The organism is Ruminococcus sp. RTP21484sp1_RTP21277st1_D2_RTP21277_210401 (assembly GCF_040924225.1).
Lineage (GTDB): Bacteria > Bacillota > Clostridia > Lachnospirales > Lachnospiraceae > Blautia_A > Blautia_A faecis.
In genome coordinates this window covers 27,046-49,544 of the sequence record NZ_JBCOMJ010000021.1, presented here as the reverse complement: position 1 = coordinate 49,544, position 22,499 = coordinate 27,046, and the positions used below count along the sequence as shown (strand labels likewise).

Genomic DNA, 22,499 nt, shown 5'->3' with positions numbered 1-22,499 from the left:
CCTGCATCTCCGCTTGATGAGAAAATGCAGAAGGTTTTCAAATTAACCCAGGATGGAAAAAATAAAGAAATCGGACAGGCTGTCCAGGAGGCACTTGATGCAGGATGTGATCCAACTGCAATCCTCAACGACGCCATGATCGGCGCCATGGCAGTTGTTGGCGATAACTTTAAGAAAGAGATTATTTTTGTACCACAGATGCTGGCTGCAGCCAGAGCCATGAAGGCTGGTGTGGAAGTACTGAAGCCATATCTTGCAACCGGAGAGGCCGGAAGCGCAGGAACCATCATTCTTGGAACGGTTGCCGGAGATCTTCATGACATTGGTAAAAACCTGGTTGGAATGATGTTCGAAAGTGCAGGCTTCGAAGTAATTGACCTTGGTGTTGATGTGCCGATCCAGACTTTTATTGATGAGGTAAATAAGCACAAAGAAGCAAGCATTGTAGCACTTTCCGCTCTTCTTACCACTACAATGCCGTCACTTCGTGACACAGTAGCAGCACTTCTGGAACAGCCATTCAGAAGCAGGATTAAGATCATGGTTGGCGGTGCGCCGATCAGCCAGGAGTTTGCAGATGAGATCGGAGCAGACGCATACACAGAGGATGCAGCTTCTGCAGCAGAGTGTGCAAAAAAATATGCGGAATCCGGATTCTGTGCAAAGGCAGCAGCCGGGGAATTTGACCAGGTTTCAGTAAAGGGCGAGGAAAGCGTAACTGCAGGTGCGGAAGACAAAGAGAAAAATATTGCGATGACTGATGCGCAGACAAAGTCAGAGCCGGATGCAGAAGAAACTCCGGAAGATGATTCCTACGAAACATCCGAAACCAATGGTACCTGGGTACGCAGACCGCTTCATGAGGCACCTCATTTTGTAAAGGATAAAGTGGATCTGAGCAAAATTCAGCTTCCGAAACCTGGTGAAGGCTACAAAGTAAATATGGAAGCTGCCAAAGAGAAATTCCGCAACTACTGGGCGCATAAGAACACGGGAAGACCGCTTATGTGCGTAATCGCAAGAAGACCTGAGGTGGAGCAGTACTCCGACGGAACACCTGTAGAGGGCGGTTATCTGGATCAGATCTGTCAGGGAAAATACTATAATATGCCGGAAGAACTGAAGTGGAAAGATATGGAGGACAAATACCAGAACCCTCAGAGAATTGTTGACCGCTATCGTTACTTCTGCCAGACACATGCATTCCTTGGAGAGAGCTTTCCGAATCTGAATATTGATTTTGGACCAGGCTCACTTGCTTCTTATCTTGGTTCTGAAATTGGGTTTAAAGAAGATACAGTATGGTTTAACAAATGTCTGGACGGCTGGGACGGTGTGCCGAAGCTGACCTTTGATCCGGAGAATAAATGGTTTAAGAAACATCTTCAGCTTGCAAAGGATTGTCAGGCACTTGCCGGAGATGACTTCTATGTGGATATGCCGGATCTTATGGAAAACATTGATGTTCTTGCCTCTCTTCGCGGAGCGCAGGATATTCTGTTTGATCTTCTGGATGAGCCGGAAATGATCGGGGAAAGAATCCAGGAGGTAACGGACATTTATTATGAATATTATGACCGTTTTTATGATGTTATCAAAGATGAAGAAGGCGGAAATGCATACACCGTATTCCAGATCTGGGGACCAGGCAGAACGGTGAAGCTTCAGTGCGATTTCTCAGCAATGATGTCACCGGAAGATTTCCGTAAATATATCCAGCCGTCCTTACGCAGTCAGTCTGAAAATGTGGATCATGTACTTTATCATCTGGATGGTCCGGCTGCAATTAAGCACATGGATGCGCTTATGGAAATTGAGGGAATTGATGCTCTTCAGTGGACCAGCGGTGATGCCGGTCCGGACGGAACCCTTCCGGATTGGGATGTGATCTATGATAAAGCAATTGCAGCAGGCAAATCCATCTGGGTAAAGGTATATTCCGGTGAGTTTGAAGACTGGATCCGCAACGTAGACCGAATTGTAAATAAATACGGCTCCCACAGCCTTTTCCTTCTTTTCCCGGAAATGTCCATGGAGCAGGCTGCATATCTTCTTGATTATGCAGACCGCAACTGGAGCGATGTGAAGGGAACTTTTGTAGAGTCTCTGGGACGCTGAAACATATGCAGTCTTATTGATGGAAGTAACCCATATTCAAATTAAGTTTGTTTTGTTAACTCCATAATAAAAACCAAAAAGCGCCGGCAGGTAAATCTGTCGGCGCTTTGCGTTGTCTGTATGAGATATACAACGTGCAATAATTCATATAAAACTAATAGGAATAATTATAATATTTGTGTAATTAGTACAAAAAACAATAAGAAAGTATAAAGTAACAGGAAGAAAATAGAAGAAAAAGTTTTTTTAAAAGATATAATTGAAATTAATACGCGGGGGAAACACAAAAATTGAATGGGGAAAAGAGGTATTTCAAACTATGAAACAGAAAGCTATGGATGTAAAACTTGTTGTAAGACCATTGATCGGTTGTCTGACACATACTCATTTCTGGGAGGGACCGTGCCGTGCCGGACGAAAAGAAGACATGACTGTAGAGGCAGAGACAAAGGTTGCTGATGAAACCTTCAAAAGCTCTGTAGAGGCCCTGAAGGACGTGATTAGCGAGGTTGAATTTAAAGAGGCATTGGATGTAAGATATAATGAATCCTTTGTTGTAGAAAAAGAAATGTTCGACAAGATCGGTGAAGATGTAGATGAAATTGACTGCTTCCTTTGCATGGGATGGAGAATTCCGAAGCTGGAACGCTACAGAAAACCGGTCATTATCTGGCAGAATGGAAATGAGGGCATTGATTTTGCAGCATATTGCCGCTCAATTGGTGTGGAAGCATACGTGGCAATGGATCTTCAGGATGTAAATGAAATCGCACATATTCTCTGGGTAAGAAAAGCAGTTCGCAATACAAGAGCACTTGTGCTGACCGCAGGTTCCCAGCCTACATTTGGAATTCAGAGCCTTATCCGTGATCCGGAGGTTCTTCGTCAGCGTTATGGATTTGAAGTGATCAAGCTTCCATTCACATCTATTTTCAAATATATGGATGAGATTACGGATGAAGAGGCAAAGCCAATTGCGGATAAGCTGATTGCTGGTTCTACAGATACTCAGGTAAATACCGACTGGTTTATCAATGACATTAAATATTATCTTGCAGCAAAGAAAATGATGGATATTTATGACTGCAATGCATTTTCCACAGCCTGTCATGAGCTTTGTACGACGGAAATTCCACAGAACCGTAAATTTACACCATGCATGTGTCATTCAATTATGAAGGATGAGGGAATTCCAAGCGGATGCGAGGAAGACTTGAATGCACTTATGGCGATGCTGATCATGCAGTATGCTGCCAACCGTCCGGCATTTATGGGTAATCCGAACCATGAGACAGATGAGCTGCTCAGGATCCATCATGCAGTTCCGGCACTTTGTATGAACGGATACGGAACAAAACCGCTGGAATACAAGCTGTGGGCATTTACCGGACAGGGCTTCGGCGGTAAGCTTCAGGTTGATTTTACACAGAACGAAGACGATTATATTACACTTGGTCGTTTCAATCCGGCAGGTGATACCATGTGCATTAAGAAAGGAAAAGTAATCCGTTCGGAATATGCCGAGACCTATTGCAGCCCGTATTACTATATCCAGATGGATGATGCAAGGGAGTTTATGCACAATCTGGCTGGCTTTGGACATCATCAGGTTCTGATTTTTGGTGATTATACCAGGCTGATCAAAAAAATTGCAAAGGTTATGGATTTCAATATCCTGGAAGGATGAGTTAGATGATCTATCTGAACAATGCGGCCACTTCCTGGCCCAAGCCTTCCTCTGTATGTGAAGCTGTACAGGCGTGTCTTATGGACACGCCTGCTTCGCAATTCCGGGGAGGAAGCGAAATTTTGAAAAAAGATACAGAAGAAAGGTGCAGGGAAAAGCTTGGAAAGCTGCTGGGCATCCATGCTCGTGACCGGATCTTTTTTACCTCAGGTGCTACGGAAAGCCTGAACACAGTGCTGTGTGGATTGGATTACGGAGAAGAGGGGTGTGGAATCCTGGCAACCCAGACAGAACACAATAGTGTATTGCGCCCGCTTATGAATCAGCCGGTATTAAAGAAGCATCCTGTAACAATCATTTCCTGCCTGGAAAATGGAGCAGTTACCCGGAAGGCACTGGAAAAAGGTTTGGAAGAAGCTCTGGAAAACACAGGGAAAAATCCGTCAGCTCTTATTGTAAACCACTGTTCCAATGTGACCGGATATGTGCAGGATATGAAGCTGATTGGAAATTTTGTAAGAGAAAATAATCTGCTTCTGATTGTTGATGTATCGCAAAGTGCAGGCTGTATTCCGGTGGATGCAGACAGCTGGAAGGCAGATGGGGTTATTTTTACAGGGCATAAAAGTCTTTTGGGAATACAAGGCACCGGGGGCTTTTTCATAAGAAAGGGGCTGGAACTGAAGCCATTGAAGTATGGCGGCACAGGGCGGAACAGTCAACAGCTTACTTATGAAGAAGGTGATTATGAGTATGAGGTCGGCACTCAGAATCTGCCGGGAATCAGGGCACTTCTTGCCGGTGTGGAATTCGTGCTGGAAACCGGCGTGGACAGGATAAAGGAAAAAGAAGAAAGGATGATGAAGCTTTTGTATGAAGGGCTTGGAAAAATTCCGGGGGTACAGATATATGGCAGTTTTGCGGAATGTAAGGGACCTGTTATGAGCCTGAATTTTCAGGGGCTGAAGGCTTCCGATGCGGCATATATCCTGGAAAACGGTTATGAAATTACAGTGCGCGCCGGACTTCATTGTTCCCCCCTGATTCATGAGGCAATGGGAACAAAAAATAGTGGAACTGTGAGAGTGAGCGTTTCCTGGTTTACGAAAGAAGAGGAAATCCTTGCATTTCTGGAGGCAGCAGGCCAGATTGCAGTATCATTGAGAGGAGCCGATTAAATGAAAATTCTTGGAAAACAGCCGTCAAGAGAAAAGTGTGCAGAATCAGGCTGGTTCGCAACGGATTACCTTCTGGATGCGCCTATAGACAGAGCTTTTATATTAAGTCTGAGACCTCTGGGAAGTTTTGTGTATCTGGATATGCTGAAAGAGCCTTTTTTCAAAATAGAAAATGATTATTATATGATAAAGGGAGTGCAGGGAAAAGATTATTTCAGAATTGCAGTTCATGGGAAGCATGAGGATGAGCTGCAAAAGTTAGAAGAATTTTTGGATTCCGGTCCCCAAAAAGAATAAGTTACTGCTCGCTCCGTGTTACTGGTCACGGAGTGAACAATAACATAATCTTTAAGGCTGATTGCATGCAGAACCCAAGTCTGCTATACTGTGCTCATGAGATTATTACAGGGGGCAGAGTATGAGACTGGAACGAGACAGCATTCCTCTTGATAAAGAATTTCCTTTTCAGATATCAGAAGTGGAGCTTAACCCTTCCAACAGTCATCCGGGAACCTGGCACTGGCACAGCTATTTTGAGATCACCTGGGTTCTGGAAGGAAAGGGAAACTATTTCGTCAATGGACAGGAATATACCATGGAAGAGAATGATATTATCATTTTTAATAATGTAGAGCCGCATGGCTGGAAGCTTCTGGGAGGCAGAATGAAGCTTTTGGTTATGATCTTTTCGCCGGAGTTTGTAGCAGAGAAGATCAGTACTTTTGATACGGAATATCTGCGGCCCTTTGTTGAGCGTGGAACTAATTTTAAGAACAGAGTGGGCCATGAAGAACCGGTGAATACGGAGATCCGTACCAGCATACAGGAGATTTACCAGGAATGGCAGGAGCGCAAGGAGGGCTATCCGCTTATGATTAAGGCGAATGTTCTGCGGATTCTGACCATGCTGATCCGGGCTTATCAGGATGAGACCAAGTCCGGTGAAATGCTTCGGGAAAAGAAAAATGCCATGAAACGTCTGGAGCAGGCTTTTACTTACATAAACGCTCATTATTGTGAGAAGATTACACTGGAGGAGGTTGCAGCGTCTGTTTATATGAGCTCCAACTATTTCTCCTCCTATTTCCGTAAGTTCACCAACATCAGCTTCAGTGATTATGTGACACGTCTGCGTGTGAACCGGGCCCGGGAGCTGCTTCGGGAGGATGGGGCAAATGTGACTGAGATTGCCCTGGCATGTGGGTTCAATAATATTTCCAATTTTTACAGATTATATAAGAAGCATATGGGAAAAACTCCTGGATATGAGAAGAGTAAAAATAATTAAAATTCAGGAGCAGATAAGACATAGACCTTTTTCAGGCTGGCATGTTAGGATAAAAGCAGGAAGCTTTGTCCTGATGTGCCAGCTTTTTATGTAATGGAAAATTTCGTTGGAATTTATTATCACGCAAGAGGCTCTTTCAGACAGACAACGTAAAAAAAAGGGGATTGAAAAACGGAGGGAATGGAAAATGATAAAAACAGACAGGTATGTACAGACGGAAGCGGCAGGAATGTTATACCGGCTGATTCCGGTTACAGAGGAAATTATCCGCTGTGTAATTGGAAAAGAGGAGATTAAGGGAAACGACTCTCTTATTATTGAAAAAAAGGAATATCCGGCAGTTGAGTTTGCAGCAGAGGAAAACGAAGAAAAGCTGGAACTAAAGACTGGAAAAGTTCTGGCCTCTCTGGAACTTTCATCTGGAAAAATAGAGTGGAAGCACGCGGACGGAACCAGGTGGTGCATACAGGATAAGGCAGATTTAACAAAAATTGATGTAGTGCGGTATACAACTGGAGGTGAGAAGCCGGTTATCAACCGTGTAAAAACAGTTGACGGTGAGCGTAACTTTATCCAGAATCTGAAGCCGGAGAAGGTGCGCGACGGTTATCGTGCAAGGGTATTTTTCGACTGGAAAGAGGAGGAAGAGATTCACGGTCTTGGCCAGGCGGAGGAAGGAATTTACAATTATCGCGGACACAATCAGTATCTTTACCAGCACAATATGAGGATTCCAATGCCTCTGTTTGTTTCTACAGAAGGATATGGAGTGCTGTTTGACTGCTGTTCTTTGATGACTTTTAATGATGAGGGAAGGGAGTCTTACCTGTTTTTGGATACAGTGGATCAGATCGATTATTATTTCATGGGCGGCAATACCATGGATGGAATTATCCATGCTTATCGCTATTTGACAGGCAAGGCGCAGATGCTGCCGAAGTGGGCTTATGGTTATATCCAGTCCAAGGAGCAATATTATACTTCCAAAGAATTAGAGGAAATTGTACGCCATTACAGAGAAATCGGGGTTCCGCTGGATTGTGTGGTTCAGGACTGGAATACCTGGGATCCGGGCAACTGGGGGGAGAAGATTCTGGATCAGTCCCGTTATGGGGATAACAAGGAGTGCATGGAGCGGATTCATGAGATGCATGCCCACAGCATGGTCTCTGTATGGCCGAATATGAATGCCGGAGGAAAAAATCATCAGGAATTTTTTGATGCCGGATATCTTCTGTATGATTATGCAACCTATGATGCTTTTAATGAAAAAGCAAGAGAAATGTACTGGAAACAGGCGAAGGAGGGGCTGTTTGACCAGGGCTTTGATTCCTGGTGGTGTGACTCCACAGAGCCGTTTTCCGGTCCGGACTGGGGCGGTGCGGTGAAAAGAGAGCCCTGGGAGCGTTTCCAGCTGGTTGGAGGCGAGCACAAGAAATACCTGGATCCTGCTGTGGCCAACGCTTTTGCCCTGGAGCATGCAAAGGGAATTTATGAGAACCAGAGAAAGGCTCGGGAGGATATGCGTGTACTGAATTTGACACGTTCCGGTTATGCATCTGGTCAGAAGTATGCAGCTATGCTGTGGTCTGGAGATACCTGCGCGGACTGGAAGAATCTGAAGATCCAGATCGTAGAAGGTTTGAATATGGGACTGAGCGGTTATCCCTATTGGACCTTGGATATCGGAGCCTTTTTCACAGTTGCAGATAAGTGGCAGAACCGTGGATGCGGATGCAACACGGATCCGGAGCCCAAGTGGTTCTGGCAAGGAAAATATAATGAGGGTGTGAAAGATAAGGGATATTGTGAGCTTTATACACGCTGGCTTCAGATGGGAACATTTCTTCCTATGTTCCGGTCTCATGGTACAGATACGCCGAGAGAAATCTGGAATTTCGGGGAAAAGGGCACTATGTTCTATGATGCTATCGAGAAATTTATCAAGCTGAGATATCATTTTATGCCTTATATTTATTCGCTGGCAGGGGCAGTACATTTTGAGGATTATACCATTATGCGAAGCCTGTTGTTTGATTTCCCGGAGGACAGAGAGGCGCGAAAGGTGGAGAATGAGTTTATGTTTGGACCATCCCTGCTGATCTGTGCAGTTACGGAGCCTATGTATTATGGTCCGGAAAGTACCGTGCTTAACAGGGAAAAGACATGGGAGTGTTATCTGCCGGCTGGTACGATCTGGTACGATTACTGGACAAATGAGAAATATGAGGGCGGCCAGTATGTGAAGGTGGAGACACCTATTGACCGGATCCCGATTTTCGTGAAGGCGGGTGCGATCATTCCGGTGGCTGATGGGCTGGTTTATGCAGAGCAGGAGCCAGAGAAGCCGGTACAGATTATCGTTTATCCTGGGGCAGACGGAGAGTTTGTGCTGTATGAGGATGAAGGAAATAACTATAACTTTGAGAATGGGGCGTATGCGACGACCAGATTCCAGTGGAAGGATGCGGCAGGACAGCTGGTGAATGGGCGTAGAGAGGGCAGCTTCCCGGGAATGAGGGAAGCGGTTTATGAGACGGTGATTATAAAGTAGGATACTGCGGTGCGGGAAGCGAAAGTGGAGAGAAGGAAAGATATATGGTTGTAGAGAGAAATAGGGCTGTATTTACTGAGGCTCCGACGGCTGTGCCAGATGGAAATGTGGATGTTTCAGGGGGCGGACGATGGAAAATCTGGCAGAATGCGGGGACGAAGATTGACGCGCCGATTTTGGGAAATGGAGATTTGCTGGCGGCAGTGGCCGGGGATGGGAGGTATCCACAGTTCTGGTTTACGACCAATGACTTCTGGCAAATGGAAAGTGCGGCGAACTGGGAATTCTTTCATGATAACAGTTCTGCCAAATGTGATCCGGCGGTAAGCGGCGGAAGCCCCAGACCGGTAGGGCGTATGGTGTTTGATATTCCTGCTATGGAGGGTGCCCGGTGGTATACGGAGCAGAAGTTTGCCACGGGAGAAACTATAACAATATTGACAAATTCCGCCGGAGAGAAATGTTCTCTGAAAAGCTGGGTGGCTGCAGATGAGAACATTCTTGTGGTAGAGTTTGAGAGTGAGACAGATCTGGATGTGGAATTTGATTTTTATTTTCCGGACGAAATAGGAAAAGGCTGCGAAAAAGCTGTGGATGTCTGGGGAAGCGGTGAGTTGGAGAATATCCAGAACGGAATGTTCGCTGGACTGGTGACGGGACGTCCGCTGCAGGTAAAGAAAACCGGCGGTGGGATTGTAAGTGGATACCGGCAGTTTTCAGATCATGTGGATATTCCAACTAAGGTCGGTTTTGCAGGGGGCTTTCTGAAGGAAACGAAAGTAATTGGCGGCGTTGAAAGTCTGGCTTCTTTAAAGAAGGGATCTATTATATTCACTGAGGAAAGTGGGAATAAATCAAATAAAGCGGTATTTACAGAACCTTCGGCGGGAAACGGTATTTTAAAGAATGCTGAGGCAGTTAAAGCATTTGGAAATACAGGAAAGCTAAGTGACAGAAGCACTCATAAAAAAATAAAAGCCGGTAAGCGGGCAACATTCGTTCTGCCAGTGCGCTCCTGGGCGAAGTGCAGCAGGCCTTATGAGTATGCCTTTTCCAGGGCAAGGTGGATAACGGAAAAAGATGTGGAAACTCTTCATGAACGGCACCGGGCATGGTGGAAAAAGTTTTGGAGTGTTTCCGAAATTTCCCTGGATGATCCGGTGATCGAGCAGAGATATTATCTGTCGAAGTATATGCTGGCAAGTGTAGCACGGGATCCGGAATATCCGCCCAATATTCTGGGAATCAGTACTTTTGACCGTCCGGCATGGAATGGAAATTATAAGATTAATTATAACCATCAGTCTCCCTATCTGAATCTGATGGTCTCCGGACATTTCCAGCAGTCTGATCCTCACGATGCGCCTTATCTGAAACTGATGGAAATTTCAGATGAGATGTGTAAGCGGCTGCTTCACCATGAGGGACTTTATTATCCGCTGGGACTGGGACCTCACGGCCTGGTAAGTGAGGCCCTGCTTTTGCATATGAAATCTCCTGCCATTCACGGTGCTTTGAATATGATCTATCGTTATGGAATCACGGAGGATGAGGCGTATGCACAGAAGGTTTATCCCTATCTTCGCGGTGTGGCAGATTTCTGGGAAAAGGATCTGGTGTGCAGGGATGGCGTTTACCATGTAGTTGGAGATGGTATGCACGAGCGCACAGATGGGAACATCCGTGACAATGGCGTTCCGGAAGATCCGGTGAATACATTAGGTTATCTGAAAACCTTCTTTACCTGGATGCCGAGAATCAGTGAGGCACTTGATCTGGATGAGAAAAAGAGGGAAAAATGGCTGGAAATCGCAGAGAACCTGGCACCTTATCCAAAGGGGACAATTCGGGAGATTCAGGAGAATCCAACTCTTTGGAAAGAGGTGGATGTGAAGCTGGAGGATCTGCTTCCGGAAGAAATGCTGGACAAAGAGATTTATTATGATGAAGGTATCGGTGGCAAATGGTCTTTCCATTTTCCGGGAAATGTGATGCAGATATATCCGGGCAATGCAATTGGGCTTGGAAGTGCCCCGGAAGAGCTGGAAGTGGCGCGAAATACAGTGCAGATACATGCACTGGTGGAGAATGCGCTGGGAGAGCTGGAATACAGGAAGGCACTTGAAGAAGCAGAATTTGCAGATAAAGATAATGCAAATAACTTGCTGTTCAATAGCAATGGTGAATTAGAAAATGGCGAAGCTTACAGCAATGGAATGGAATCTGGTGGAGTAAAAAATCCTCATTTCTACAAGGCTGGTGCTTTTAATGCCTCTAACCTAAGCTGTCTGTTTTTCACTGCCGCAGTACGTGTAGGCTACGCTCCGGAAATCATCTGGAAAGAAATGCGCGATATGATCCTGAACCGGGGAATCCCAAACGGTTTTCTGAAGGAAAATCCTCATGGAATCGAGCAGCTGAACACCATCCCGGATGCCATCCAGGAGATGATGCTGCAAAGCTGCGAGGGCATGATCCGCATTTTCCCAGTATGGCCGAGAGCTGAGCATCCAAACGCCTTTTTCCGGAATTTCCGTGCCTGGGGAGGGCTTGAGGTAAGCGCTGCTTTGAAAGACGGTGAGGTAGAGCGGGTTAGCATACTCAGCCACAAAGGACACCCATGCAGAGTGGAAAACCCATGGCCAGGAAAATCTGTGAAGGTTTCCTATGAATACGGAAGACCAGATGAAGTGCACTTTGGAGAGTACTTAAATATAGAGCTGTATAAAGAAGAGCATGCAGAATTATTCCGGATCTAGAGCCTGTTTGAAAAATCATTCCCGCAATCTGTACGCCCCGCTTTGCGGTATATTTCACCCGAATTTGGTTGCTGTAGCCCGCTACGGCGCCCTCATCCGGGCGAAATCTCCCACAAATTGTGACGCACATCTTGCAGAAAGCCTTTTTCAAACACGCTCTAGAGCGTGTCAGAAGGCCGGCAGGGAACAATCCCTGCCGGTCTTCAAAGCTTTACCCCCGGAATTCCAACGGGCTTTTACCTGTATGTTTCTTAAAAATTCTGCTGAAATATCCCTGATCATGATAGCCGCACATTTCCCCGATCTGTTTCACGGACAGACCAGGCTCATGGACCAGAAGACGCTGGGCGTGGCTCATGCGCAGGGTGATCAGATATTTGGACGGGGTACAACCGTAGACCTGGCAGAAAATTTTGGTCAGGTAGCTGGGACTGTAGTTCATGTTATCTGCGATCAGGTTCAGATTAATGTCCTCGCTGTAGTTTTTTACAATGAAATCTTTCAGTAATGTGGCGATCTGAGTTGGTGTCATGGCAGCAGTCCGGGCATTAAACACCTCTTCGTAATCATTTCCGGCAATCTGAAATTCCTGTTTGATCTTGGAGAGAGCTTCTTTAAGCTCCTCTGAATCAACTGGCTTCAGCAGATAATCAGAAACCTTTAAAGTGATGGCCTTTTTTGCATATTCGAAATCTGAAAATCCACTGGTGATAATAAATTTAGTAAATGGAAACTGCTCCCTTACTTTTGTGAGCAGGGTGATTCCATCCATCACAGGCATACGGATATCCGTAATTACAAGATCAGGGCTGAGCTTTTCTACCAGAGCCAGAGCCTGATCGCCTGTTTGTGCAGTTCCTGCCACCAGAAAATCCGGATCCGCTTTCTGGATTTTCTGGACAAGATTTGTGAGCAGAAGTTCTTCATCCTCCGCAACGATGACAGTGTACGTCATACTGTTTTGATTCCTCCTTGCTTATTCACTTATGCAGTCAGTTTCATCTGCTGATTTAGCTGTCTTGGAAAAATACCGTCCAATAGACACGATTCCGTGCCCATCAGCGGTATTTCCATATCTGAAAATAATGTCTCCTTTACAGAATATTTTCCATCTGAGATACACATTTATAGTTCCCAGCCCATTTATTTTTAGTTCCGGAAGTCCCGGATTCTGAATGGCTTTCATAATGTTGGCAGTGATCCTCTCTTTGGCTTCCTCTGTAAAGCCAGGACCGGAATCCGTTACTTCAATCTGCCAGCTTCCTTCCGTGACCACGCTGGTGATCGAAATGTTCCATGGCGGTGCACAGTTCGAACCATAGCGAATGGCATTTTCCACAATAGGCTGGATGATCAGCTTGGGGACTGGTTGGGAAAGAAGGCTTTCATCTACATGGATGCTGTAATTCAGGCTGGACTGATAACGGACCTTCATACAATACAGATATTTCTGTACATAATCCAGTTCATCCTTTAAAGTGACCGTTGTCTCTGTGGTATTGGTAATATAACGCATGATCCGGGAAAGATTCCGGCACATTTTTACCACGGTCTCAGAATCTCCGTTCTCTGCCAGAACTATAATGCTGGACAAGGTATTGTAGTAAAAATGAGGATTGATCTGTGTCTGCAAAGCCATGCTTCTGGCTTTCATTTCCTGCTCCTTAGCTTGATTCAGCTGCTCCATGGAATCCTTCAGATTGTCGCTCATCAGCTGAAAGGCCTGGTAGAGCTCTTCCAGTTCATTAACGGAAACCGGATATGCAGTTACCTTTTCCTGTCCAAGTGTATCAAGCTCCATGCGCTGAATAATATGCTTCAGATGCTTTACCGGTTTTACGACTGAACGGGAAAGCCGGTAGGAAATAAAGATGGAGATTGTCAGAAACAGCGCAACAATTGCCGCAAGAATACGAAGCAGATTGTAAACCGGAGCCAGAACTACAGATTCCGGCTGAATTGTAAGATAGGTATAGCCGGTATAAGAGGATACGGCCTCTGCTGCATACTCTGTTTTTCCTGTAAGAGGACTGATAAAAGTGAGGGCTGAATCATCTCCCTTGGTAAGTTCATAGTAGGGCTGAAGTGCTGCTTTGTATTCCTGGGAAATATCGTAGGGATAGATCAGATCGCCATTGCTGTCAAAAACATAGATGCTGGCAGCATCTTCATGGTTCTTTTTTTTATAAGTGATGATACTTTTAAAAACAGATTTGCACTGCTTGGCTGTTTCAATCACACCCACGCCACGTTTATATTGATTATTAAAGGATCGGTACAGGGAAATAAACCACTGGTCATAGGTGGCTGTTTTTGTATATTCTCTGGTACAGTAGGGTGGAGTAAGGACTTTTTTTCCCTCCAGTTCACGGGCGACCTCAATCCACTCATCCTTTGAGCCATCCGTCTTTTTGACTATAGTTGAGATGCCGGCTTCCAGAACATATCCGGAAAAATCATAGAGATTTACCTGATCTGCCTTCAGCTCGGTTCCGGAAAGGGAAATAAACAAATCAGACATGGCAGAAAGCATGTTGCTGGAAATATTTAAGTTGAAGGAATTGTCCAGAATGGTTTTTGACTGATTGCTGTAGTTAATGTTTACAGATACTGCATCCAGATTGCGGATCGCGGAATCTACCTGAGTCTGAAAGCTGGAATTGAGAGTGTTCATGGCACTGATCTGACTTTGCTTGAGCTGTCTGGAAACAAAAGCATAGAAAAAAACAGCAAAAGAAAAAAGAATCAGGCAGGCCAGACTGATATAGGCAAAAAAAAGCTTGGATTGTAAACTGCGTGATTTCATCTGGCGATACCTCCTGTAATTGTTTTGCCCGCGCTGCTGACTATATTATGAAAGCAGATGCAGAAATCCATGTGTGAAACATTAAAAATCAGTATATCATATTTGTTTAAAAAGTACAAATAAATGCTCGAAAACAGAGAAAATATATATAAGAATTTCGGGTGACTTTTCGAAGAAACATAAGCTTATGTGAAAAAAGTATAATATGTGGTGAAAAAAGTACAAATTGAAAGTAAGAATATCCATGGATTAAAAAGCATCTGGCTGATAAAATAATATCATCAAAAGAACAGAGGAATCAGCGGAGATTCCTGAATGAGGTAAATGCCATTTTATTAAAAGGAGGATATGTAAATGAAAAGAAAGAGTTTTGTGGCAGTGGCTTGTGCAGCAGCAATGATCGCGTCCATGACAAGCGGACTTACCGTATTTGCAGAGGAGACTGCAGATTTTTCCGGTGAGGAACTGAGTATTCTGGTATCAGCAGGCTGGATGGATAACAGATATGATGCAACAATCGAGCGTTTTGAAGATACTTATGGTGTAACAGTTGACCTTCAGACTATTCCGGCTGACCAGTATTCTGACCTGCTTCAGTCCAAACTGGCTACTGATTCCTGCGCAGATATTTTCTGGATTCAGTCTAACCCATTTGCAATCGAGTCTACAATCGTTGATCCAGAGAAATACTGTATTGATTTCACAGGAGCTTCCTGGGAAGATCTTATGCCGGAAGCAAGAAAAACATCCTGTGTATACAATGATAAATTATACGGACTTCAGATCTGGCACAATTCACCAGAATATGTAATGGTTTATAACAAAACATTGTTCGAAGAGAATGGTTGGGAGATACCATCTACTTATGCAGAGCTGAAAGACCTTTGCGCTAAGATCGCAGAACAGGGAATTACTCCATGGTTTATGCCAGGTGCAGATGGATGGCAGCATCAGCTGGCATTCTTCCAGATCGGTGGTGTTTACGAAGAAGCTACACCAGGACTTTACGATGCTTTGAATACAAATCAGGCTACATTTGCTGACAATGAGAAAATGCTTGAGGTTCTGAACGAGTTCAAAGAGCTTTCCGATGCAGGATATTTCGGAGAGGACTGGATTGGAACTGACAGCACCAACCTGACAAATGAATTTGGCGACAGAAACATTGCAATGGCTATGGCAAACTCCAGTTACATTCAGCAGATCAAAGATGACACAGGCACAGAGGATGAGTTTGGTATGTTCCTGATCCCACTTGGCGATAACACCTGGTATCCGACCAACCCGGCTGGACCTACCATGTTTGGTTACAAGGGAACAGAGCATGAGGATCTTGTAAAAGAATTCTTCAATTTTGTTACAACCACAGAGAGTCTTCAGGAAATCCTTGACAACTCTCCTGCATACACAAACGTTGATATGAACGATGATGCAATTGAGCAACACTGGCTGCCAGAGGAAGAAGAGTTCCTTGCAACAGTAGATGACAGTAAGAAGAGCGTATCTGTTCTGCAGACCGGCACAAAATATACAAACGATTACTGGATGCAGTTTGGTCAGGATATGGTTGCATTCTGCCAGGGCGAAATGGAAGCAAATGACGTTCTTGCAAATATGGACACCAACCGTGCAGAGGCTGCCAAGACAGTTGGCGATGCAAACTGGAACTAAATAAAGTTTTCCGGTAAGAAATTGACATAATTATTTAAGCATAAGATATTTAATAAGGGTATATCTTCAGTGCGAAGGAGTGATTCCTTCGCACTGTTTGATAGAGGGGAGGTATCGCCTTTGAATAAGAAGAAAATTTATCCACAGTGGTTTCTGATACTGCCGCTGGCTTTGTACATTATCTTTTTCCTGCTTCCCAGTATAATGGGTGTTGCATATTCATTCACAGACTGGAATTCAAGAAGTGTATTAAATGGTGTCCATTTTGTGGAACTGGACAATTTTAAAGAGATTTTTACATCAAATAAGGATTACTTAAGCGGTATTGGAAATACATTAAAATTTACCATTATTTCCAATATTGTGAAGCTGATCCCGGCACTTCTGATTGCCATCATGCTTCAGGAAGGACTGAAGGGAAAAGGACTTTACAGAACCTTACTGTATCTGCCGTCCATTCTTCCATTTGTTATTATCGGTCTTGTTTTTAAGTCTATCTTAAACTATAACAACGGTCTTCTTAATGCAATCCTGGATGCACTGCATCTTGGTATCCTGAAACAGAAATGGCTTTCGGATCTTGGGGTTGTGTGGAAATCCATTTATGGTGTGGATGCATGGAGAGGTATTGGTTATGTAATGACGATTTTCCTCGCCGGATTGAATACCATTCCGAGATCCTACTATGAAGCAGCGGAGATCGACGGAGCAAACTTCTGGCAGAGACTTCGCTATGTGACACTTCCAATGCTCAGCGGCGCCATCATGATCAACCTGGTATTTGGTATTACCTATGGCCTGAAGGTATTTGATATCGTTTACGTTCTGACAAATGGTGGCCCTGGACATGCAACAGAGGTTCTTACCACTTACGCATTCCAGCTTTATTCCAGAGGCCAGTACGGTATGTCTTCTGCTTTGAACAGTATTCTGCTTCTGATCACGGCAATTGCTGGTGTTGTAATTGTTAAAACTTTAGGAAAACAGGAGGTACAGCAATGACAAAGAAAAAAGTTCAGAATCTGCTGAAACATCTGGTCTGCATCCTGCTGTGCCTGACCGTTATCCTGCCTTTTTATATGGTAGTTATAAACTCTTTCAAGAGTAAAGGCGAGGCTTCCCGAATGAGTCTTGCCCTGCCGAAGGAATGGCTGTTTTCCAATTATACCGAGGTTATTGACAAAGGAAACTTGATCCAGGGATTTTCAAACAGTTTACTTTACGCACTGGTCGCAACCACTTTGGGGGTTGTGCTCTGTGCAATGGCTGCCTTTGTAATGTGCCGCAAGCGTACCAGATTAAATGTATTTTTATATTATTTCGTACTTTGCGGACTGTTTTTCCCGGTTAACTATGTAACATTGGTGAGAGTATTAAGCACTCTTCATCTGAACGATACGCGACAGGGAATTATTATGGTGTTTACAAGCGCCATGATTCCGTTCTGTGTGTTTACTATCCGCAACTTTGTGGTTTCTGTTCCGGTGGAACTGGATGAGGCAGCAGTCATTGATGGCGCAGGTCCTATCAGCCTGTTTTTTAAGATTATCATGCCTCTTCTGAAGCCAACTATGGTGACCTGTTTTATCCTGCAGTTCATGGGTGTGTGGAGCGATTTCCTGACTCCATTGTATCTGTCAAGCAAGAGTAAAATGTTCCCGATGACTATGGCTGTTTATCAGTTCTTTGGAAAAAATAAAAGCTACTGGAATTACATTTTTGCTGATATTGTACTTACCTGTATTCCGGTTGTAATCGTGTATATGATCGGACAGAAATATATTGTGGGCGGTATGACTTCCGGTGCGGTGAAAGAGTGATCTGGGGCGCGCAGCGAGGCTGCAAATTATAATTGAAATTCCTTCTAAACCGGGAATGGTTCTTTGAATGTTAGGATTTGGAGAGCTGTTTCCGGTATTTTTTTGCCTAAAAGGTGCCTACATTTGCCAGAATGCTGAAAAATAAGAAGAAATCTGTTATCTTTATCTGTGAAGAATTTTATTGTATGCAGTCTGCGGCTTCTGAGCTGCAAATTGCGGATTTTTCAGGAAATGATCCATGAAATGTGATAAAGTATCTGGAGAAAATGTAGGAGTGGGAAAATGATGAGGCATAAAATTGAGATAACAGCAGATGAAAAAATGTGGAACCGGATCAGCCAGATTCTCGCAGTTGTTCTGGTGCTACTTTCCGGAATTGATATTGTCCGGTTTGCAATTTTGGGAGATAAGACAGCATTTATTACATTCAGTATGATCGCGGTGGTTTTTATGCTGGTGGCGTATATGGCATGGAAAAGCAGAATGCCATTTTTATATCTGCTGATTGCAGTGACGGCTTTTGTTCTGTATTTTAATACCAATTTTTCTACCAGTACATATTATTTTAACTGGTTATTTCTGGCAGAGGCTATTGTAGCCACGCTGGGAGGAAGCCTGGGGACAACGGTGATGATCTGGAAAAAAATCCCTATGGGGCGTGTGGCAGTTTTACCGCTTGCGGCAGCAGTTCTGATACTGGCAGGATTTCTGGGATTTTGGAAAGTAAGGTATGATGCAGGACATGAAGCGCAGGGACAGGCTCGGGATGAGTTATGGGCAGTTCCGTCGAAATATGATGAGGAAGAACCAGAACAGGCTGGAACTGTGGAAGAAGTTGTATACGATACCAGGGCTTATGCCACTGATGGAAGAAGCGTGAAAAAGTCAGCTTATGTATATCTTCCATATGGTTACAGTAAGGAAAAAGAGTATAATATTCTGTATCTGATGCATGGAACTGGTGATGATGAAAAATACTGGCTGAAAACAAATCCATATAATAAAACCATGCTGGATAACATGATCGCAGATGGAGATATTGAGCCACTGATCGTGGTGACACCAACCTTTTATGTGGAAGATGACTGTGCAGATGATCTGGATCAGCTGACCTATTCTTTTGCAAAGGAGCTGCGAAATGATCTGATGCCTGAGATTGAATCCTCTTATTCTACATATGCAAAATCGGCAGATGATAAGGGATTTTCCAAGAGCCGGGATCACAGAGCCTTTGCTGGTTTGTCAAGAGGGGCGGTAACGATGTACCATTCCGTATTGTGCCAGAGCCTGGATTATTTTTCCTGGTTTGGGGCATTCAGCGGAAGCAGGACAGATAAGACTGCATTTGAAGACACCATTCAGACAGGCGATTTTGCAGAACTGCCAATTCATTATTTATATGTGGCAAGTGGCAACCTCGACTTCGCCCTGCCTGGACAGATTCAGGATTACCAGGCTCTGCTGGATATTGAACCCAGATTGCGGTCTGGTGTAAATACCTGTTTTGATGTATTTCCAATGCGGTATCATTCTATGGGAAACTGGCATCTGGCGCTGTATAATTTTTTACAGAAGATTTTCTAGAGCGTGTTTGAAAAAGGCTTTCTGCAAGATGTGCGTCACAATTTGTGGGAGATTTCGCTCGGATGAGGGCACCGTAGCGGACTACGGCAACCGAATTCGGGTGAAATATACCGCAAAGTGGGGCGTGCAGATTGCGGGAATGATTTTTCAAACAGGCTTTAGAGCCTGTTGCTGCGAACAGGAGAACAGCAATGCGCTTTTTGCACAGTTGGCGCGTGTTTTTTGGCAGGTTGCGTTTGGAATAGCGCAGCCTGCTTTTTATTTGGTAGAATTAAGCTGAGAAGCAGCATTCGGTTATGAGTAAGTAGCGAAGCGGACCTGGAATATCCGCTTGACATTAAAAGAAAATTATAGAAAATTTCAGGAGGAAATCATGAAGCAGTCATTTAACGAAAACTGGATTTGCTACAAAACAGGAGATAAAGAAAATGCATTTGCAGTAACTCTTCCGCATGATGCCATGCAGCTGGATGAGAGAAGCGAGACAAGTGCCGGCGGTGTGAATACAGGATGGTATGAGGCACAGGATTACACTTACGAGAAAACATTTATCCTTCCAGAGAAAGCGAAAGACGAGAAAGTGATCCTGGAATTTGAGGGCGTTTACCGTAAGGCAACTGTATATCTCAACGGCGAAAAAGTTGCATATCATTCTTATGGCTATCTTGGTTTCTATGTAGATGCAACAAAATATGTAAAATTCGGGGAAGAAAATGTGATCCGGGTGGAAGTGATCAATCACGATCAGCCTAATAGCCGCTGGTATTCCGGTACCGGAATTTACCGTCCGGTGTGGCTGTATATCGTGCCGAAGAAACATTTAAGATTTGACAGCGTGAAGATCACTACACTGGATTATAAGGAGCCGAAAATCCGCGTGGAGGCATGGCCGAATGCTGCCGGTGAGGTGAAAGTGGAAATTATGGAGAAACAGATTGTTACCAGAAAAGCTGTGGCTGGCGAAAGTGCAGACCAGACAGACGAGACCATAGAGCAGTGTATTGACGAAAATGCAGTACAACCAACCGTTCAAAATTCTGACAAAGCATCAGATAAGATCATCGCCTTGGAAATTCTCCAGGCAGATGGTAAATTTTCTAGAGAAATTGCTCTTCCGGGAGCAAACCTTTGGAGTCCGGAAGCACCGAATCTTTACACCTGTCGCGTAACCTTCGGCGAGGATATTCAGGAAGAAACCTTTGGAATCCGTGTAGTAAGCTGTACTCCGGAAGAGGGCTTCTGTATCAATGGAAAACGTGTCCTGTTAAAAGGTGGCTGTATCCATCACGATAACGGCCTTCTTGGTGCCTGTGCGTATGAATTTGCAGAACGCCGTAAAATCCGCATCCTTCTGGACGCTGGCTATAATGCAATCCGTTCTGCACATAACCCATGCTCCAAAGCACTTCTTCGCGCCTGTGACGAGATGGGAATGCTTGTAATGGACGAATATATTGATGGCTGGTATATCCATAAAACAAAGTATGACTATGCAGATGAGATTCTGGAAAATTACAGAAAAGACTTAAAAGATATGGTGGATAAGGACTATAATCATCCATCTGTGATCATGTATTCTACAGGAAATGAAGTGTCTGAGACTGCGCAGAAAAAGGGAATTGCCCTTACAAAATCCCTTACAGACAGACTTCATGAGCTGGATTCCACTCGCCCTGTAAGCTGCGGAATCAACATCTTCTTTAACTTCTTAAGCTCTATGGGATTTGGTGTTTACAGCGATAAAAAAGCAGATGAAGCTGCTGAGAATGCCAAGAAGAAAAAGGCTGTGGGAAGTGAATTTTATAACACGGTAGCCGGAATTTTTGGTGCCGGATTTATGAAAACAGGAGCAACTCTTTATCCATGTGATGTGAAAACAAGGGATGCATATGCCAATATGGATGTAGCAGGATATAACTATGGAATCAAGCGTTACCGTCATGACTTAAAGAAGTATTCCAAGCGAATTATTCTTGGAAGTGAAACCTTCTGTGCAGATGCTTACAGATTTATGCAGGAAGCAAAACGTGATAAGCGTATCATTGGTGACTTCGTCTGGGCAGCTCAGGATTATCTGGGTGAGGTTGGAATCGGCGCATGGGAATATAAGGATTATGCACCTCGTTTTGATGGCGGCTGTGGCTGGGTAAGTGCCGGTTCAGGCCGAATTGATCTCACAGGAAAGCCTCTTGGTGAGATGGCATATACCAGAGTTGCCTTTGAACTGGAGGATCTGGCAATTGCAGTTATGCCGGTTGATCACACAAAGGATGCCCATTCTCCTTCTGCATGGAAAATGACAAATGCAATGGAAAGCTGGTCATGGAATGGCTGTGATGGGAATGCAGCAAAAGTGGAAGTTTACACTCGTGCAGATCATGTGAAGTTGTATATAAACGGCAAGTGTGTAGGCACTAAGAAGCCGAAAAATGACTGCAAGGTATTCTTTGATACAACCTATCAGAATGGAGAAATCAAGGCTGTTGCCTATGATGCAAATGACAATATAATTGAAGAGAAAACCTTGACAACCGCGGGAAAAGAAACAATCCTCCAGGCAGAACCAGAGCTTACCTGTGTGAATGCAGACACCGATCTTTGCTACGTAAGAATGCGCTACACAGACGAAAACGGCCAGACAAAACCGTTGGCAAGAGGCAGAATCAAGCTTGCTGTAAAAGGTGGCGAGCTTCTGGCATTTGGAAGTGCCTGCCCATACTATCCGGAAAGCTACCAGAGCAATGAGACAGATACTTATTATGGAGAAGCACTGGCGATTATCCGTCCACAGGCTGGAGCTGGTAAAGTAGTTGTGAAAGCTGAATCTGAGCTTGGAAATGCAGAGACAGAGATTGAAATATTAGATTGATTTAAATTTCATATGCTTACCAGTTTTGCCAGAAACGGTTCCAAATTTGCCGAATTTTTCACAAATCCCATTCCTTTTGCTATAGTAAATCCAGCGGTTCAAACAGAACTGAAAGGACAGAGTAACTATCTGAAAAGTATGTGTTTATCTGTCAAAGGAAATTTA

15 protein-coding genes and 3 pseudogenes are annotated in these 22,499 nt (G+C 44.3%); 14 read left to right on the top strand and 4 right to left on the bottom strand.

What is annotated here, in order from left to right; translation table 11 throughout:
* The first annotated feature begins 24 nt into the window (after window positions 1-24).
* The 7 genes and pseudogenes from AB5706_RS14325 to AB5706_RS23150 form a co-directional block, all read left to right on the top strand.
* On the top strand, window positions 25-2,118 hold the full coding sequence (locus AB5706_RS14325) for a corrinoid protein (RefSeq protein WP_243243604.1): 2,094 nt from the start codon (window positions 25-27) through the stop codon (window positions 2,116-2,118).
* Window positions 2,119-2,437: 319 nt separating this feature from the next.
* Window positions 2,438-3,805 (top strand): hypothetical protein, encoded by a 1,368-nt coding sequence (locus AB5706_RS14320; RefSeq protein WP_118577584.1) that lies wholly within the window; start codon window positions 2,438-2,440, stop codon window positions 3,803-3,805.
* A 5-nt stretch (window positions 3,806-3,810) separates the two neighbouring features.
* Window positions 3,811-4,983, top strand: a complete 1,173-nt coding sequence (locus tag AB5706_RS14315) for an aminotransferase class V-fold PLP-dependent enzyme (RefSeq protein WP_368366142.1) — start codon at window positions 3,811-3,813, stop codon at window positions 4,981-4,983.
* On the top strand, window positions 4,984-5,280 hold the full coding sequence (locus AB5706_RS14310; RefSeq protein ID WP_173718067.1) for a hypothetical protein: 297 nt from the start codon (window positions 4,984-4,986) through the stop codon (window positions 5,278-5,280). It begins immediately after the preceding gene.
* A 121-nt stretch (window positions 5,281-5,401) separates the two neighbouring features.
* Complete coding sequence (locus tag AB5706_RS14305; protein WP_148461547.1) at window positions 5,402-6,271, top strand: AraC family transcriptional regulator; 870 nt, start codon at window positions 5,402-5,404, stop codon at window positions 6,269-6,271.
* A gap of 187 nt (window positions 6,272-6,458) precedes the next feature.
* The gene (locus tag AB5706_RS14300) at window positions 6,459-8,825 is read left to right on the top strand and encodes a glycoside hydrolase family 31 protein (protein ID WP_195991277.1); all 2,367 of its coding nucleotides are present in this window, start codon (window positions 6,459-6,461) and stop codon (window positions 8,823-8,825) included.
* A gap of 44 nt (window positions 8,826-8,869) precedes the next feature.
* A pseudogene (locus tag AB5706_RS23150) lies at window positions 8,870-10,996 on the top strand (glycosyl hydrolase family 95 catalytic domain-containing protein); the annotation flags it as partial.
* Window positions 10,997-11,426: 430 nt separating this feature from the next.
* Here AB5706_RS23150 and AB5706_RS14295 read toward each other — a convergent pair.
* Window positions 11,427-11,675, bottom strand: a pseudogene (locus AB5706_RS14295) (DUF6783 domain-containing protein); the annotation flags it as partial.
* On the opposite strand from AB5706_RS14295, the pseudogene AB5706_RS14290 reads away from it, so the two are divergent.
* Window positions 11,652-11,702: pseudogene (locus AB5706_RS14290) on the top strand (DUF6783 domain-containing protein); the annotation flags it as partial. The pseudogenes AB5706_RS14295 and AB5706_RS14290 sit on opposite strands and share 24 nt — an antisense overlap.
* Before the next feature lie 93 nt (window positions 11,703-11,795).
* On the opposite strand, the gene AB5706_RS14285 reads toward AB5706_RS14290, so the two are convergent.
* Together AB5706_RS14285 and AB5706_RS14280 are read right to left on the bottom strand one after the other, a co-directional pair.
* Window positions 11,796-12,539 (bottom strand): response regulator transcription factor, encoded by a 744-nt coding sequence (locus AB5706_RS14285; RefSeq protein ID WP_173769864.1) that lies wholly within the window; start codon window positions 12,537-12,539, stop codon window positions 11,796-11,798.
* A 21-nt stretch (window positions 12,540-12,560) separates the two neighbouring features.
* The gene (locus AB5706_RS14280; protein ID WP_173773194.1) at window positions 12,561-14,390 is read right to left on the bottom strand and encodes a sensor histidine kinase; all 1,830 of its coding nucleotides are present in this window, start codon (window positions 14,388-14,390) and stop codon (window positions 12,561-12,563) included.
* A gap of 354 nt (window positions 14,391-14,744) precedes the next feature.
* On the opposite strand from AB5706_RS14280, the gene AB5706_RS14275 reads away from it, so the two are divergent.
* The 4 genes from AB5706_RS14275 (at window position 14,745) to AB5706_RS14260 (ending at window position 19,465) form a co-directional block, all read left to right on the top strand.
* Window positions 14,745-16,061, top strand: a complete 1,317-nt coding sequence (locus AB5706_RS14275) for an ABC transporter substrate-binding protein (RefSeq protein WP_118577574.1) — start codon at window positions 14,745-14,747, stop codon at window positions 16,059-16,061.
* 120 nt (window positions 16,062-16,181) lie between these two features.
* Complete coding sequence (locus AB5706_RS14270; protein ID WP_226815705.1) at window positions 16,182-17,063, top strand: carbohydrate ABC transporter permease; 882 nt, start codon at window positions 16,182-16,184, stop codon at window positions 17,061-17,063.
* Complete coding sequence (locus tag AB5706_RS14265) at window positions 17,060-17,881, top strand: carbohydrate ABC transporter permease (protein WP_173718072.1); 822 nt, start codon at window positions 17,060-17,062, stop codon at window positions 17,879-17,881. Before AB5706_RS14270 ends, AB5706_RS14265 begins: the two co-directional genes overlap by 4 nt.
* Before the next feature lie 282 nt (window positions 17,882-18,163).
* Window positions 18,164-19,465, top strand: coding sequence for an alpha/beta hydrolase-fold protein (locus tag AB5706_RS14260; protein ID WP_195477233.1), 1,302 nt, complete (start codon window positions 18,164-18,166; stop codon window positions 19,463-19,465).
* On the opposite strand, the gene AB5706_RS14255 is transcribed toward AB5706_RS14260, so the two are convergent.
* Window positions 19,413-19,574, bottom strand: a complete 162-nt coding sequence (locus AB5706_RS14255) for a DUF6783 domain-containing protein (RefSeq protein WP_334285684.1) — start codon at window positions 19,572-19,574, stop codon at window positions 19,413-19,415. The genes AB5706_RS14260 and AB5706_RS14255 overlap by 53 nt on opposite strands.
* Here AB5706_RS14255 and AB5706_RS14250 point away from each other — a divergent pair.
* Together AB5706_RS14250 and AB5706_RS14245 are read left to right on the top strand one after the other, a co-directional pair.
* Complete coding sequence (locus AB5706_RS14250) at window positions 19,506-19,745, top strand: DUF6783 domain-containing protein (RefSeq protein WP_334285683.1); 240 nt, start codon at window positions 19,506-19,508, stop codon at window positions 19,743-19,745. The genes AB5706_RS14255 and AB5706_RS14250 overlap by 69 nt on opposite strands.
* Window positions 19,746-19,838: 93 nt before the next feature.
* Window positions 19,839-22,334, top strand: a complete 2,496-nt coding sequence (locus AB5706_RS14245; RefSeq protein WP_202030756.1) for a glycoside hydrolase family 2 TIM barrel-domain containing protein — start codon at window positions 19,839-19,841, stop codon at window positions 22,332-22,334.
* Window positions 22,335-22,499 lie beyond the last annotated feature (165 nt).

What these genes read in the sequence shown, in the direction of transcription:
- AB5706_RS14275 (WP_118577574.1), top strand. Translation starts at nt 14,745, where the DNA reads ATGAAAAGAAAGAGTTTTGTGGCAGTGGCTTGTGCAGCAGCAATGATC.
- AB5706_RS14310 (WP_173718067.1), top strand. Translation starts at nt 4,984, where the DNA reads ATGAAAATTCTTGGAAAACAGCCGTCAAGAGAAAAGTGTGCAGAATCA.
- AB5706_RS14285 (WP_173769864.1), bottom strand. Translation starts at nt 12,539, where the DNA reads ATGACGTACACTGTCATCGTTGCGGAGGATGAAGAACTTCTGCTCACA.
- AB5706_RS14265 (WP_173718072.1), top strand. Translation starts at nt 17,060, where the DNA reads ATGACAAAGAAAAAAGTTCAGAATCTGCTGAAACATCTGGTCTGCATC.
- AB5706_RS14320 (WP_118577584.1), top strand. Translation starts at nt 2,438, where the DNA reads ATGAAACAGAAAGCTATGGATGTAAAACTTGTTGTAAGACCATTGATC.
- AB5706_RS14300 (WP_195991277.1), top strand. Translation starts at nt 6,459, where the DNA reads ATGATAAAAACAGACAGGTATGTACAGACGGAAGCGGCAGGAATGTTA.
- AB5706_RS14280 (WP_173773194.1), bottom strand. Translation starts at nt 14,390, where the DNA reads ATGAAATCACGCAGTTTACAATCCAAGCTTTTTTTTGCCTATATCAGT.
- AB5706_RS14325 (WP_243243604.1), top strand. Translation starts at nt 25, where the DNA reads ATGCAGAAGGTTTTCAAATTAACCCAGGATGGAAAAAATAAAGAAATC.
- AB5706_RS14315 (WP_368366142.1), top strand. Translation starts at nt 3,811, where the DNA reads ATGATCTATCTGAACAATGCGGCCACTTCCTGGCCCAAGCCTTCCTCT.
- AB5706_RS14245 (WP_202030756.1), top strand. Translation starts at nt 19,839, where the DNA reads ATGAAGCAGTCATTTAACGAAAACTGGATTTGCTACAAAACAGGAGAT.
- AB5706_RS14305 (WP_148461547.1), top strand. Translation starts at nt 5,402, where the DNA reads ATGAGACTGGAACGAGACAGCATTCCTCTTGATAAAGAATTTCCTTTT.
- AB5706_RS14260 (WP_195477233.1), top strand. Translation starts at nt 18,164, where the DNA reads ATGATGAGGCATAAAATTGAGATAACAGCAGATGAAAAAATGTGGAAC.